General features: G+C 65.6%; 12 protein-coding genes and 1 tRNA gene. 3 read left to right on the forward strand and 10 right to left on the reverse strand.

Annotated features, from left to right (window positions below; genetic code table 11):
• The first annotated feature begins 410 nt into the window (after positions 1–410).
• The gene (locus tag ACCD03_RS09815) at positions 411–692 is read left to right on the forward strand and encodes a hypothetical protein (RefSeq protein WP_413411438.1); all 282 of its coding nucleotides are present in this window, start codon (positions 411–413) and stop codon (positions 690–692) included.
• Between the two features lie 144 nt (positions 693–836).
• Here the strand turns inward: ACCD03_RS09815 and ACCD03_RS09820 are convergent.
• Positions 837–927, reverse strand: a tRNA-Ser gene (locus ACCD03_RS09820).
• A gap of 180 nt (positions 928–1,107) precedes the next feature.
• On the opposite strand from ACCD03_RS09820, the gene ACCD03_RS09825 reads away from it, so the two are divergent.
• Together ACCD03_RS09825 and ACCD03_RS09830 are read left to right on the forward strand one after the other, a co-directional pair.
• A complete protein-coding gene (locus tag ACCD03_RS09825) occupies positions 1,108–1,575 on the forward strand; it encodes a (2Fe-2S)-binding protein (RefSeq protein ID WP_413411439.1) in 468 nt (155 codons plus the stop codon).
• Complete coding sequence (locus ACCD03_RS09830; RefSeq protein ID WP_413411440.1) at positions 1,572–3,869, forward strand: molybdopterin cofactor-binding domain-containing protein; 2,298 nt, start codon at positions 1,572–1,574, stop codon at positions 3,867–3,869. The genes ACCD03_RS09825 and ACCD03_RS09830 overlap by 4 nt, the downstream gene beginning before the upstream one ends.
• A 72-nt stretch (positions 3,870–3,941) precedes the next feature.
• On the opposite strand, the gene ACCD03_RS09835 is transcribed toward ACCD03_RS09830, so the two are convergent.
• The 9 genes from ACCD03_RS09835 to ACCD03_RS09875 are packed head-to-tail and all read right to left on the reverse strand — an operon-like array spanning position 3,942 to position 14,420.
• Positions 3,942–4,532, reverse strand: coding sequence for a peroxidase-related enzyme (locus ACCD03_RS09835; protein ID WP_413411441.1), 591 nt, complete (start codon positions 4,530–4,532; stop codon positions 3,942–3,944).
• A complete protein-coding gene (locus ACCD03_RS09840; protein ID WP_413411442.1) occupies positions 4,529–6,421 on the reverse strand; it encodes a CMD domain protein in 1,893 nt (630 codons plus the stop codon). The genes ACCD03_RS09835 and ACCD03_RS09840 overlap by 4 nt, the downstream gene beginning before the upstream one ends.
• A 5-nt stretch (positions 6,422–6,426) precedes the next feature.
• Positions 6,427–7,995, reverse strand: a complete 1,569-nt coding sequence (locus tag ACCD03_RS09845; RefSeq protein ID WP_413411443.1) for an ABC transporter substrate-binding protein — start codon at positions 7,993–7,995, stop codon at positions 6,427–6,429.
• Between the two features lie 49 nt (positions 7,996–8,044).
• On the reverse strand, positions 8,045–9,046 hold the full coding sequence (locus ACCD03_RS09850; protein WP_325652036.1) for an oligopeptide/dipeptide ABC transporter ATP-binding protein: 1,002 nt from the start codon (positions 9,044–9,046) through the stop codon (positions 8,045–8,047).
• Complete coding sequence (locus tag ACCD03_RS09855; protein ID WP_413411444.1) at positions 9,043–10,047, reverse strand: ABC transporter ATP-binding protein; 1,005 nt, start codon at positions 10,045–10,047, stop codon at positions 9,043–9,045. The genes ACCD03_RS09850 and ACCD03_RS09855 overlap by 4 nt, the downstream gene beginning before the upstream one ends.
• Entirely contained in the window at positions 10,044–10,973 is a 930-nt protein-coding gene (locus ACCD03_RS09860) for an ABC transporter permease (RefSeq protein WP_253539999.1), read from the reverse strand. The genes ACCD03_RS09855 and ACCD03_RS09860 overlap by 4 nt, the downstream gene beginning before the upstream one ends.
• Entirely contained in the window at positions 10,970–11,953 is a 984-nt protein-coding gene (locus ACCD03_RS09865) for an ABC transporter permease (protein ID WP_252691270.1), read from the reverse strand. Before ACCD03_RS09865 ends, ACCD03_RS09860 begins: the two co-directional genes overlap by 4 nt.
• Positions 11,950–13,449 carry an FAD-dependent oxidoreductase gene (locus ACCD03_RS09870; protein WP_413411445.1) on the reverse strand — a complete coding sequence of 500 codons (1,500 nt, stop codon included), beginning with the start codon at positions 13,447–13,449 and terminating at the stop codon, positions 11,950–11,952. Before ACCD03_RS09870 ends, ACCD03_RS09865 begins: the two co-directional genes overlap by 4 nt.
• Positions 13,446–14,420 (reverse strand): LysR family transcriptional regulator, encoded by a 975-nt coding sequence (locus tag ACCD03_RS09875; RefSeq protein WP_413411446.1) that lies wholly within the window; start codon positions 14,418–14,420, stop codon positions 13,446–13,448. Before ACCD03_RS09875 ends, ACCD03_RS09870 begins: the two co-directional genes overlap by 4 nt.
• Positions 14,421–14,511 lie beyond the last annotated feature (91 nt).

The raw sequence follows: 14,511 nt of genomic DNA on the forward strand, positions 1-14,511 counted from the left end.
GCAGAAGAGGGGTGGGTGACACGACCGACCGCGCACCAGCGGGCTTGGGCGCATGGATAAAGCACCAAGCATGCCCACGGCACGACACCCGCAGATGGCGCCGTACGGCGGTGTGGCACGTGCGTTGGGTCTCGGAACGCTACCGGCGTTACGTAACGTTCCGCGTAACGAGGGGCCTGGTGCTGCCGTTTTCAGATGAGGAATTCGCACCCCACCAACGGAGGGATGCTGCCCGCGAAGCCCCGTCAACAGGGTGTTTCAAACAGATCAAAACGACAACGCGTGCATGCAAAAAGCGCACGTTGAGCGGCTCATCGGTGTTGGCATGGACGTTGCATATTCAGGCTGCGCGCCCGGCACAGGGCGCCACACGAAGAGCGCAACAACAGCACAGACAGTAAGGGGCCATCATGAACCGCACCATTCAAGACGTCGAAATTGCCGCTGCCATCGACTCGGACCTGCTCCGCCGCCGCGAGCAGTTTGTTGGTCAGCCTGCCGCGTGGCGGGTGTGGTCAGAAGCCGCGCACGTCGCCACGCTGAATGAACGCGCACGCGCCGCGTTTATCGAGCACGTGGCCAACGCCCGCGGTGCCGATATTGCCCTGCGCCTGCTGCTCAAAGCGCAGTCGATTCGCGATCAGGTCACGCAGACGCTGCTGACGAACGAGACGCAAGTCACGCTGCATTGAGTTATGCGAGGGGATGCCGATCGCGCAAGACGTATCGGCGGTGGGATGCAAAAGGCCTTGTCGGGAGACGGGGCCTTTTTGCTTTGGAGCTACGGGAATGTGCCTTGGAAACGAAAATGCCCGCTTGCGCGGGCATTTGTATTCTGGCGGAGAGAGGGGGATTCGAACCCCCGATAGGTTATTAACCTATACACGCTTTCCAGGCGTGCGACTTAAACCACTCATCCATCTCTCCGGAAGCCCGCGATTGTAGCACACCGGGCGAGCTAGCCAACCCCTCCGGCCTTGGTCCGGGCCAGGTTGTCGGTTCTTCGCGTGGCGAGCGACCGAGGGTGTCCACTATTGCTGACATCAGCCGTTTGAACGTACGCTTGGCCAGCAAAAAAATCACAAAAGCCAAGGAGACCACCGCCCCATGGATTTGGACGTCAACCACAAGCCGGTCAGCGTTGATTGCGACCCGGCCACGCCCCTGTTGTGGGTGCTGCGTGACCACCTGAACCTGACCGGCACGAAGTTCGGCTGCGGCGTTGCGGCGTGCGGCGCATGCACGGTGCACGTGGACGGCGCGGCCGTGCGGTCCTGCGTGCTGCCGGTGGCGGCTGTGGCCGGCAAGCACATCACCACCATCGAGGGACTTGCCGGCGGCGAGGGCAAACGCCACGCACTGCAACAAGCCTGGATAGACGAGCAGGTGCCCCAGTGCGGCTACTGCCAATCCGGCATGCTGATGGCCGCGGCGGACTTGCTTGCCCAACACCCCGATCCGAGCGATGCCGACATCGACGCGGCCATGACCAACATCTGCCGCTGCGGCACGTATCCGCGCATGCGCGCTGCCATCAAGCGCGCAGCCAAGGCGTTGCGGGAGGCCCGCGCATGAACGCGAAAGCAACGAAACCGCGTAGCGGACGCCGCCGTTTCCTGCTCGGCGCGCTTGGTATTGGCGGCGCACTGGTGGTGGGTTGGGGCGTGATGCCACCGCGCAGCCGCGTGGGCGATCCGTCCATCTTCCCCGAGCACAACGGTGAGATTGCGCTGAACGGCTGGATCAAGATCACGCCCGAAGGCAACGTTGTGCTCGCCATGCCGCGCGTGGAGATGGGGCAGGGCATCCACACCGCGCTGTCGATGCTGGCGGCGGAAGAGCTGGACATTCCGCTCTCGCGCGTGAGCATCGAAAGCTCGCCCGTGGAGCGCATCTACGGCAACGTCGTCGCCATGGGCGACAGCTCCCTGCCGCTGCATCCCGATAGCGCCGACAAGACCTGGGCCCGCGCACTGCACTGGATCATGGCCAAGAGTGCGCGCGAGATCGGCCTCATCATCACCGGCGGCAGCAGCAGCACCGCCGATGGCTGGCAGCCCGTGCGTGAGGCCGCCGCCACGGCGCGTGCGGCGCTGGTGCAAGCCGCAGCGCGCGAATGGAACGTGTCGGCTGCGGAAGTCAGCATCCGCAACGGCCAGTTGATGGGCCCCGGCGGCAAGCAATCCACGTTTGGCGACATGGCCAAGTCGGCGCGCGGTATTGCTGCGCCGTCCGACGTCACGCTCAAGCCGGCTTCGCAATACCAGTTGATCGGCAAACCGGCGCCGCGCAACGACCTTGCGGCCAAGACAGATGGCAGCGCGCGCTTTTCCATCGACACGCGCCTGCCCGGCATGCTGTATGCCGCCGTCGTGATGTGCCCCGTTTTTGGCGGCAAGCTCAAGACGTTTCAATCGAAAGCGGCGCTCGGCATGCCGGGCGTGCGTTACGTGGTGCCGTTTGAAGGCACTGCCGGTGGCGCACCGGGCGTGGCGGTGGTGGCGGATCATTACTGGCAGGCGCGTCAGGCGCTGGCAACGATCGAGCCCGTGTGGGACAACGGCCCGCATGCCAAGCTCGATTCCGCGGGCATTCGGCAGCAGCTCGTCAGCGCGCTCGATAGCGACAAGGGCGGCTTCACGTATCGATCGATGGGCGATGGCCTGAAAGCCTTCGACAAGGCCGATGGCGCCACCATTGTCGAGGCGGAATACACCGCGCCGTATCTTGCGCACACCACGATGGAGCCGATCAACTGCACCGCACAGGTAACGCAGGACGGCGTGCATCTCTGGGCGCCTACGCAGGTCGCCACGCTGGCGCAGCTGGTGGCGGCGCGCGCGGCAGGTGTGAGCGGCGACAAGGTGCATATCGACATCCCGCTTATCGGCGGGGGTTTCGGGCGGCGACTGGAATCGGATTTCATCGGCCAAGCCGTCTCCATCGCCACCAAGACCGATGGCAAGCCCGTGCAGGTCATCTGGTCGCGTGAGGAAGACGTTCGTCACGACTTTTATCGCCCGCAGGCCATCGCACGGCTCAAGGCGCGTGTCGAGAACGGCAAGGTCACGGCGATCGCGTCGCGCAGCGCTGGCCAATCGATTCTGGCAGGCGAGCTGGATCGCCTGTTTGGCGCGCCGTCGGTGGGTATCGACCGCTACACCGCCGAAGGCCTGTTCGACCTGCCGTACGAAATTGAGCACGAGCACATTGCGCATCTGGCAGTCGATCTGCCGGTTCCCGTGGGGTTCTGGCGCAGCGTTGGCCACTCGTACAACGGGTTCTTCCTGGAAGGCTTTCTCAACGATGTGGCGGCGGCAGCCAAGCTTGACCCGCTGGCGATGCGGCGTGACTTGCTGAAGGCTCATCCGCGTGAGCTGAAGGTGCTGGATACGGCCGCACAGGCAGCCGGCTGGGGGCAGCCGCTCGCCCCGGCGGCCGACGGTGCGCCGCGTGCGCGCGGCATTGCGCTGCATCCGAGCTTCGGCTCCGTGGTCGCGCAGGTGGTGGAGGTGTCGATGAAGGACGGCAAGCCGCGCGTGCATCGCGTCGTCTGCGCGGTCGATTGCGGCACGGTGGTCAACCCGGGCATCGTTGCGCAGCAGATGGAAAGCGCGGTCATTTTTGGTCTGACGGCGGCGCTGTATGGCCGGATCGACATCAAGGATGGCCAGGTCGTGCAGTCGAATTTCCCCGACTACCCGGCGCTCAAGATGGCTGAGGCGCCCGTCATTGAAACGCACATCGTGCCGAGCACGGCAGAACCCAGCGGCATGGGCGAGGTGGGTGTTCCGCCAATCGCGCCGGCCGTGGCCCATGCTGTGGCTCAGTTGACGGGCAAGCCGGTGAGGCAGTTGCCGATGGTGTGATGCTGAAGTGTTGAAACGAAAAAGCCGCAGGCGCAAACCTGCGGCTTTTTCTTTGGAGCGATGCTGCCGGGCTCAGGCCGCGCCCGGAAACACGGGTTCGCCCAGATTCAGCATCAGGCGATTCGCCCACGCAAAGATGGCCACCGCGTGTATCAGGTCGAGAATCTCCGCGTCGGTCAGGCCAGCGGCCTTGAGCGGCTGCAGGTCTTCGCCACGCACATCGCCTGGGCGCAGCGTCAGGTCGATCGAGAACAGCGCGATGGCACGCTCTCGCGCATTCGTGCCTGCAATGTGCGGATCTTCAAAGACCTGCTTGATGACGTCGTTGCGCTTGGCTAGCTGCTCGAAGCGTTGCGCGTGGACAGATGCGCAATACACGCAGCCGTTCACACGCGACACCACGGCGCTCGCGAGTTCGCGTTCGGCACGCGACAGGCCGCCCGGCGCATACATGATCGCGTTGAATGCCGCTGAGCGCTGACGCAGGATCTCGGGCTGGTGAACGAGAAAGCGGTAGTAATCCGACGTTTTCGCCTTCGGGTGGCTTTCTTCCAGCACGGCGATCTGCTCGGGCGTGGCCTGGTCGAGGTCGACCACGTCGAGCCACGCATGCCACTCCAGCGATTCATTGGTGAAGCCGTGGGCGCGGATGATCTCGGTCATGCTGCGGTCTCCGTGGAAGCGGTGGCGCTGCCGGCGCCCGCAGCTTCGCGAAGCGCGCGCAGGCCAGCAACAAGCCGCGTCTGATACGACAGGAAGGCGATGAGCTGCGCGAGCGTCACGACGTCGGCCGTGGCAAGGCCAGCCGCGGGCAAGCGCAACAGCGCGTCGCGGTCACCCTCGATGGGTCGTTCGACGAGCGTGCGCGTGAAGGTGAGGATGGCACGGAGGCGCGCGTCGGTCAGCGTGTCGATATCGCCGTGGTCGACCGCTTGCAGGGCATCTGTGTTGACAGGCGTGTTCGCGAGGCGCGCGCGGTAGTGCTCGGCCAGTTCCGGCGCCGGCGTCAGGCGGCAGGCGTACAGCGCCACGAGCAGGCGTTCGCCCAGCGTGAGGCCGGGCAGGACGGCATCGAATAGCGTTTCGTAGCTGCCTTGCGTGGCCGATGCGACTTTTTCGCGGGTGTGGCGCAGCGCATGCGTGGGGCTGCCGTCGCCCAGGTCAGCAATCTGGTCGACCACGTCTTGTGCAGGCGTGAAATCCATTGATGAAAGGCTCCGAGAATCGGGTACGGAGGCGCCGCGCGCAGCCACCGCGCTGGCGAGGAAGCGCCGCACCGCCGCCCACGACTGGGCATCGGCACGGGCGTTGGCGCGTGGCTCGCCGCCGCCGGTGCTGATGCGGCCCGACACCGGGTGCGCATAAACGAGCTGCGTGGTTGGCACGTACGGGAAGACGATGGCGTGGCCCGCGCCTTCGTAGTCGAAGTGCTGGACGGGGTAGGGGTGGCGTACCTCGGCCAGCTTGGCGGTGACCATGCGCGAGTAATCGCTTGAGGGCCAGGAGCCGTCATCCGTGGCGGAGAGCAGCAGCACCGGCCCGCGTGCGCGTTCGATACGAATACGCGCGCGTGCCACGGCATCGGCATCTTGCAGCGCAGTGCGGATGGCGCGTTCATGCCGATGGGGCGCGGGGCCTTCGTCAAACGGTGCCCAGGTTGCGGTGCGGTTGCCTTCCCACAGATGCGGCAGCGGCTGACCGCGATACAGCCACGTCGGGCCCTCGCGTCCGACAGCGGGGTCGGCGGCGTTCTGCCCGCTGTGCACGACGGCGCCCGGCACATAGCCGATCACCGCAGACACCGCTTCAGGAAACGTCGCGCCCAGCAGCAATGCGAGTTCCCCGCCGCGCGACTGGCCACTCACGGCAACGAAGTCATGCAGCGGTTTCACGCGTTTGCGCAGCCAGGCGAGCGCCCGCTCGAAATATTCCAGCGGCGTGTTCGAGATGTAGTCCGACAGCCCCGGTGCCTTGAAGTACGCCAGCGCGAATGCCGCGTAACCGTGCGAGGCATATAGCGCCGCGCGCGGTTCGTTGATGCCGCCGCCCGAGCCGTTGAGGATCAGCACGGCCGGGCGCGGGCCCGGGTGCGCATATGGATCGGGCAGGTACAGCGTGCCGACCAGGCCGTCCTCATTCTCCGGTGCACGCACATCGTGGCGCGTCACGCCCGGCGCGGCCAGCCGTTGGACGAAGCTCGCGTGGACCGATTCGCCGTTGGCCGTGGCCGTGAGCGTGGTCGTCAATGGCTCCGTGGCTGGCTGCGGAAACACCTCGCGTGCCTTGCCGTCTTCCGGACGCTGGCTCCAGACGATGCCCATCGCGCTGACGCCGGTGTAATCACCCGAGACGGGCGCATCGCGCGTGAGGTCGACGGTGCCTTGCGCATCGGCAACAAACGCGGCGCGGCTGTGCCACAGCACGCCATTGCCGCGACGCGTTTGCGCCACGATGCCGACCTGCGCGCCGGGCGCAAGCCCCGTCACGACGATGCCGCGCGATACGTCGATCAGGTCATCCGCCGGCGTCACGCTGATCGCGAATGTTCCCATGGCGCTTACTTGCCGTCCTTGGTGACCATTTGGGCAGCCGTGCGATCGCTCGTCATCGGCGTTACCTTTAGGCCCTTCTTGGCGGCCCACACGTTCTGGTAGTGGTACAGCGGCATTACGCCCACGTCATCCGACACCAGCTTGACGGAGTGGCGAAGGATGGCCGCACGCTTTTCCACGTTGAATTCTTCAGTGGAGGCGTTCAGCGCGTTGTCGACAGCCGCATTGCTGTAGTGGCCCCAGTTGGACGCGCCCAGGCCCTTCTTGGTGTCGACCGTGGCCAGCACGTTGACCAACGCGTAGCTCGCCTCGCCCGTGCCGTTGCCCCACGCCAGCATGCTCATCGCATATTCATTCTTGTTGGCGCGGCCGGAGTAGACCGACCAGGGCACCACTTCCACGCGTGCCTTCACGCCGATGCGGGTCCAGAACTGCGCCACCGCTTGCGCCGTCTCGGGGCCTTGCGGGTAGCGATCATTCGGCACGTGCATCACCAAGTTGAAGCCCTGCGGAAAGCCCGCGTCGGCCAGCAGCTTCTTGGCTTGCGTAGGGTCGTAGGCGATGTCCTTCACATCGGGGTTGTAGCCGTACGTGTCCGACGGCATCCATTGGTTGGCGACGGTAGCGGCGCCTTGCAGGATGCGGTCGACGATCGCCTTGCGGTCGATCGCCAGCGACAGCGCGCGGCGCACGCGCACATCCAGCAGCGGGTTGTTCGGCAGCGGTTTGCCGTCGTTGCCGGTGATGTACTGGTTCTCGCCTTTGCGGAAGCTCGGCTGCAGCAGCATCACGCGCAGGCCGGGGTAGGCGAAGACCTTCACGCTGGGCGACTGGCGCAAGCGCGCGAGGTCCGACACCGACACCTTGTCGATGACATCCACTTCGCCCGAGAGCAGGTTGGCCGTGCGCGCGGCAGCGTTGTTGATGTAGCGGTAGTTGACCTTCTCCCAGAGCTGCTTGCCGCCCCAGTAATTGTCGTTGCGCGCCATCACCACGCGATCGCCCGGCACATACGAGACGAACTTGTACGGGCCGGTGCCCACCACGGCGCGGCCGGCGTTGTAGTCTTCAGTCGACGACTTCTCACCCACGTGCTTGCTGACGATGTGCACGGATGCCAGGTTCAGCGGCAAGTCCGGGTTCGGGATGTTCGTCTTGATGATGAGCGTGAGCGGGTCTTTGGCCGTGACCGATTCCACCGTGCGCAGATAGCCCGCGAACGTTGCCACGCTGCCCGGCACGCTGCGCGCTCGTTGATACGAGAAGATGACGTCGTCCGCCGTGAACGGCTGGCCGTCGTGCCATTTCACGTTCGGGCGCAGCTTGAATTCCCACGTCTTCGGGTCCAGCGTCTTCCACGACAGCGCCAAGCCGGGCTGCAGCTTGTTCCACTTGTTCTCGACCAGCAGATCCCAGAAATGCACGTCGACGGAGCGGTCGCCAGCGTGGTTGTTCAACTGCGGATCGAGCGACGACAGCGGATCGGCAAAGGCGATGTTGAGCGTTTGCGCACCGACAGCGCCGGCAGCGGTAAACAGCGCAACGGCAAGCGACGAGGCTAGGAGGCGTTTCACGTGGGTTCCCTTTTCCTGTTTTTGGAATCGTTGGCTTATTGAATGTCGTTCAGATCGCGTCGTTCAAATGACAGGCGCTGACATGGTTGACCGCAATGCCTCGCAGCGTTGGTGTTTCGGTCTTGCAGCGGGGCATGGCGTGCGGGCATCGCGGGTGGAAATGGCAGCCCGTGGGCGGATGCAGCGGGCTCGGCATCTCGCCCTGAATGGCAGTGAACGTCTTGTGCCGGGCAGACAGACGCGGGATTTCCGCCAGCAATGTCTGCGTGTACGGATGGTTCGGGCGGCGGAAGACTTCCTCCGCCGGTGCTGATTCCACCACGCGGCCGAGGTACATGATCACCACGCGGTCCGAGAGGTGCTCCACCACGCCCAGGTCGTGGCTGATGAACAGGTAGGTCAGGTTGAGCTGCTCGCGCAGGTCCATGAACAGGTTCAGGATCTGCGCCTGGATCGACACGTCCAGCGCTGCCACCGCCTCGTCGCAAACCAGCATTGACGGCTGCACCGCCAGGGCACGCGCAATGCCGATGCGCTGCCGCTGGCCGCCGCTGAACTGGTGCGGATAGCGGTCGCGCAGGGCGGGGTCCAGGCCCGCGCGCTGCATCTGCGCAGCCACGTAATCGGCAAAGTGGGCGCGGTCGGTCAGGCCGTGCACGCGCGCCGCTTCGCCAACGATCTCTTCCACGCGCAGGCGCGGGTTGAGGCTCGCATACGGGTCCTGGAAGATCATCTGGATCTTCAGGCGGGCGGCGCGGGCTTCGTCTGCGGAGAGCGCATCGACAGCCTTGCCGTCAACGCGTACCTCACCGTCTGATGGCCGCATCAAGCCGGCAGCAATCCGGCCGAGCGTGGATTTTCCGCAGCCCGATTCGCCGACGAGCCCCACGACTTCACCTGGCTGGATCGCGAGGTCGACACCGTCGACCGCACGAACGATTGCCGGCGGATGTGCCAGGCCGAAGCGTTGCAAGACGCGATCACCCGCGCCGATTTTGCGATCGCCAAAGCGTTTGCTGACCTGCTTGAGTTCAACGAGAGGCGTGCTCATGCGACCTCCCGCGAGGACGCTTGCTGCGCACCGGGGTGGAAACAGCGCACGAGGCGGCCAACGATCGGTTGCGTGATCTCCGGGTGGACGCCGCAGACGTCGGTGGCACGCGGGCAGCGTGCCGCAAACGCGCAGCCTGCCGGGAGCGATAGCAGGTTCGGTGTCATTCCGGGAATCTGGCGCAGGCGTTGGCCGCGGCGGTTCTCGCTCGGCAGGCTGTCGATCAGGCCCATGGTGTAGGGGTGCAGCGGCGCATCGAGCACGGCATCGACCGGTCCGTGTTCAACAATGCGGCCGGCGTACATCACGGCCACCTCATCGGCCAGGCCGGCAACAACAGACAGGTCATGCGTGATCCAGATCAGCGCCGTGCCGTGCATGCGCGCGAGCTTCTGCACTTCAGACAGGATCTGCGCCTGGATGGTCACGTCCAGCGCCGTGGTCGGCTCGTCGGCAATGATCAGGTCAGGCCGATGCAGCATCGCAATGGCAATCGCCACGCGCTGGCGCATGCCGCCGGAAAGCTGATGCGGATACGCACGCAGCCGTTCTTCAGGGCTCGGAATGCCCATCAGGCCGAGCGTGTCGCGCGCATGCTCACGGGCTTGCTTGTGGCTCATGCTGCTGTGCGCGCGCACGGCCTCGATCATCTGGGCATCGATGCGCAGCACGGGGTTGAGCGTCATCATCGGGTCTTGGAAGACCATGGCGATGCGGTTGCCCTGGAGCTTGCGCAGCTCGCGCGGGGCGAGCTTGGTGAGGTCGCGGCCCTGGTAGAGGATCTCGCCGCCGAGCACGCGGCCGGGCGGGTCCACCAGGCCCATGATCGAGAAGCCGGTGACGGACTTGCCCGAGCCCGACTCGCCCACCAGCCCCAGGATGCGTCCGCGCGCGAGCGAGAACGACACATCGTCCACCGCCGGCAGCACGCCTTCCCGCGTGAAGAAATGCGTGCGCAGGTTGCGGACTTCGAGTGTGGTCGCGTTGGTGGACGCCGTCATCGTTGCGCCCTCGGGTTCAGCACTTCGCGCAGGCGGTCGCCCACCAGGTTGATGGCTACCAGCGCCAGCAGCAGCGCGATGCCCGGATAGAAACTGATCCAGTACTGGCCAGACAGCATGTATTGGTATCCGTTGGAAATCAGCAGGCCCAAAGACGGCTCGGTAATCGGCACGCCCAGGCCCAGGAACGACAGCGTTGCTTCCAGCGTGATCGCGCGCGCCACCTGCAGCGTGCCCACGACGATCAGCGGCGGCAGGCAGTTCGGCAGGATGTGCCTGAGCGCGATGCGCCAGCCGGGTAGGGCGAGCGAACGCGCGGCTTCCACGTACTCGCGGCGACGTTCGACCAGCGCTTGCCCGCGTACCGTCCGCGCGTAATACGCCCACTCCAGCAGCACCAGCGTCAGCACGACATTGGTGATGCTCTTGCCGAGATAGGCGAGGATCATCATGGCCACCAGCACCGACGGGAACGACAGCAGCAGATCGACCGTGCGCATGATGATGCTGTCGACACGGCCGCCGGCATACGCCGCAATCAACCCGAGCAGCGTGCCGATCACGGCGGCCACGGCTGCCGACCCGATCCCCACGCCCAGGCTGATGCGCAAGCCATACAGGATGCCGGAGTAGAGATCACGCCCCTGGCCATCCGTCCCGAGCCAGTACGTGAACGTGCCTGTGCCGGCCGGCGACCCCGGCGGCAGACGCGAGTCGAGCACGTCGAGCTGCATCAGGTCGTACGGATTCTGCGGCGTGATCCAGGGTGCGGCCAGCGCGGCCAGAATCAGCACCACCACAACCACCAGCCCGAAGATGGCGGCCTTGGAGGCGAGGAAATCCGACGCCACGCGCCGCCAGGGCGATTGCCTGCGCGGGGCTGACACTGTTGTCGCCGTCGTGGATTGCGATGTCGTATTCATCATGCAGCCTCCGCGCTATCAGCCGCGCGCACGCGGGGGTCCAGCATCCGATACAGGATGTCGACGATCAGGTTGAGCGACACGAACAGACACACCACGACGATGAGGTAGGACACGATGACCGGCCGGTCCAGTGAGTTGATGCTGTCGAGGATCAGCTTGCCCGCGCCGGGCCACGCGAAGATGCTCTCCGTCACCACCGCAAAGGCGATGGTCGAGCCCAGCTCCAGGCCCAGCACCGTCACCAGCGGGATCAGCGTATTGCGCAGCACATGCGCCAGCACCACGCGCAATGGCGACAGGCCCTTTGCCCGCGCGAACTTCACGAAGTCCAGCGGCAGCACCTCACGCACGCCGGCAGAGGTCAGCCGCAGCACCAGCGAAAGCTTGAACAGCGACAGGTTGACCGCCGGCAGCACGAGGTGCCGCAGCCCATCCAGCGTCAGCCACGACCATTCGATGCCAAACAGGCGCGCCGTTTCGCCGCGCCCGCTCGCAGGTAGCCAGCCCAGGCTCACGCTGAACGCCATGATCAGCATCAGGCCCACCCAGAACGTCGGCAGCGAAAAGCCCACCACGCTGCCCGTCATGAGCAGGCGCGACACCGGATGGCGCGGATACAGCCCAGCGAACAGCCCCAGCGGCACGCCGATCACCACCGCGATGATCAGCGCCGAAAACGCCAGCTCCAGCGTGGCCGGCAGGCGCTGCAGGATCAGCTGGATGGCCGGTTCGTTGTAGACGAAGCTTTTGCCCAGATTGCCGTGCAGCGCGCCGTTCAGGAAGGCCAGGTACTGCTCCCACAGCGGCTTGTCTAGACCCAGCTCGGCAATGATGCGTGCGCGGTCGATCTGGTCCACGTCCTGACCGATCAGGATGTCGACCGGGTTGCCGATGGCGTGCAGGCCGATGAAGACGATCACCGTCATCACCAGAACGACCAGCAGCGCCTGGCCGATACGGCGGATTAGCCAACCTGTCATCGGGCAGCCTCCTGGCTGGAAGTGGTATTCGCTTCCACGCCGGGCGGCGGGGCGGGCGTCCATTCATCGCCAAAGATTTCCGGCTCGGCGTAGGCCTGGATGGCGGCGTAGTGCGCGTCGATGTCTTCCTGATACAGCAAGCCGGCAATGCCCTGCGCCAAGCGTTTCGCGCCTTCGCTGATGGCCGGGATGTCGCCCGAGACGCTGCCGTGCGTGACCGACGCCGGATAGCAGAAGCAATGCACGCGCGACAGGCCGGGCAGCGTGCCGGGCGTCTTCTCGCGAAATTCGAACGCGTGGCCGAGGTCGGGCGAATCGGCGAGTTCCGCGTCTTCCTCGCCGGGGCGCGGCGTATAGCGGTCGCGCCATTGGCGGATGTGCGGTGCCAATGCGCTGAACTCGGGGCGCGAGGCCCAATCGGTGCGAAAGCCCGTCGAGAAGATCAGGAAGTCCAGTTGGAAGACGCCCTTGGTGGTGGCCACATGCAGCACGCCGTCGTGTTCGTCCACGCCCAGGATGCCGCAGCCGAGATTGAAGCGCGCATTCGGATGTCGCGACACACGCAGCGTGCTGCCGCGCGGCGGGGGCACCTGCTCGACATTGATGTAATGGCGGATGCGCCATTTCCACGCGTCGGGCAGGTGCAGATGGCCGTGTACCAGGCCCGGGCTGCCGGCGCCCTTGCCCTTGTTCACGCGCGGCAGGTCGGGGCGGCGGATCAGCATGTCGACGCTGGCGGCACCGGCTTCCAGCGCCGTCGCGGCCGAATCCATCGCGGATGCGCCTGCGCCGATCACGCCCACGCGCTTGCCGGCCAGCGTGCCGTAATCCATCTCGTCGGACGAATGCGCCCACCAGCGGCGCGGCAGCCGGTGCGCAAAGTCCGGCACGGATGCACCGCCGAGCCCGTCACGCCCGGTGGCCAACACCACGCGGCGCGCAAACACGCGCTGCGTCGGTTGGCCCGGCACGTCGATCAGCAGTTCAACGGCGCCATCCACGCGCGGGTGAATCGCCTTCACGTGGTGGTCGTTGCGCACGTCGAGCTGGAGCACGCGGCGGTACCAGCGCAGGTAGTCCATCCATTGCAGGCGCGGAATCTTGTCGAGCACCTCCCACGCATCGGTGCCGAACTGCGCTTCAAACCATGCGCGAAACGTCAACGCCGGCAGGCCGAGTGCAGGGCCCGTCAGTTGCTTTGGCGAGCGCAGCGTTTCCATGCGTGCCGTTGTTGCCCACGGGCCTTCGAAGCCGGCGGGCGAGCGGTCGAATATCACCACGCCGATGCCAAGATGCTTGAGCGATGCCGCTGCCGCCAGGCCAGCCATGCCGCCGCCGATAACGGCCACATCCAGCACGGGTTGGCCCTCTAACGTGTGTGGCAGCGTCCAGTTTTTCGCGGGGAGTTCAAGCCAGGAGAGGTCCTGGTGCAAACGGGCTTCCAGCGCTGCGAGCCCGGTGACTTGCGGCGCGTTGTCGTGTTGTGCAGCGGTCATGCGGACGCGCCTTCGGTTTCGTTGATGGATTCGCCATACAGCACCTGCAGCATGCTGGCGTGGCGCGCCGGGTCGTGCAGCTTGCAGTCCGGCAGCAGGCGCCGCGCTGCCTGCGCGAGCGCGTCGGTCAGGGAAGTCACCGCCGCCGATGGCCGCTTGGCCTCGGGGGTGATCACACCAAAGAAGAAGGGGATGTCGGCGTCGATCGGGCGCACGGTCACGCCGTCGATTGGCACGCCGTACGCCGTCACCGGCTCGAGCAACGCGACGCCCAGGCCCGCACGCACGGCGGCCAGCGCATTCAGCGAGGCATTCGTCTCGATGAGCGAGGCAGGTTCCACGCCGGCCTTCGCCAGCGCTTGGTCCAGGCGGCGGCGCAATCGATATGGGTTGTGCATCGTGATGATCCGCTGTCCCGCGCAATCGGCCAACGCCACGCGCTTCCCGGCAGCCAACGGATCGTGTGTCTGCACGGCAGCCACGCAGGCGGCTTCCCCGATCCAATGCACGGTGACGCCACGATGCTCCAGCGGCAGGCTGCTGAGGCCAAGGTCGGCGGCGCCGGTCAGCACGGCGTGCACAACCTGCTCGGGCGAGGCGCTGCGAATCTGGATGTGCTGCGCGAGTTCCGGCTCATCGGCCAAGGCTGCGGGCAGCAAGCCGGCCGCCAATGCGGACGTCGCTGCTAGGCGTAGCGGGCGTGCCTCGCCGCGCGCGATTTCTTCGGCACGCGTGCGGATCTGCCGTAAGCTGATCAGCGTGTGCTCAACGTCTTCGTACAGTAGGAAACCTTGCTCTGTCGGCGAGACGCGCGGCCCCGCGCGAGTGAACAGGGCATAGCCGATTTCAGCTTCCAGATCCTGGATGAGCCGGCTGATGGCGGGCTGCGAGCGTCCCAGCAGCTTGCCCGCCGCGGTGACGCTGCCGGTCGACATGACCGCGGCAAACGCTTCGAGTTGTCGGAGTTCCATCCGCCTGATTGATCCCAGTCATGCATGTAGTTCGTGCATTCTGGTAGAGGCAGTATGCGAGTTCCAAATAGTATTTTCTTATGTACTCATG

The sequence above is a fragment of the Ralstonia sp. Ralssp135 genome (assembly GCF_047304345.1).
Lineage (GTDB): Bacteria > Pseudomonadota > Gammaproteobacteria > Burkholderiales > Burkholderiaceae > Ralstonia > Ralstonia chuxiongensis.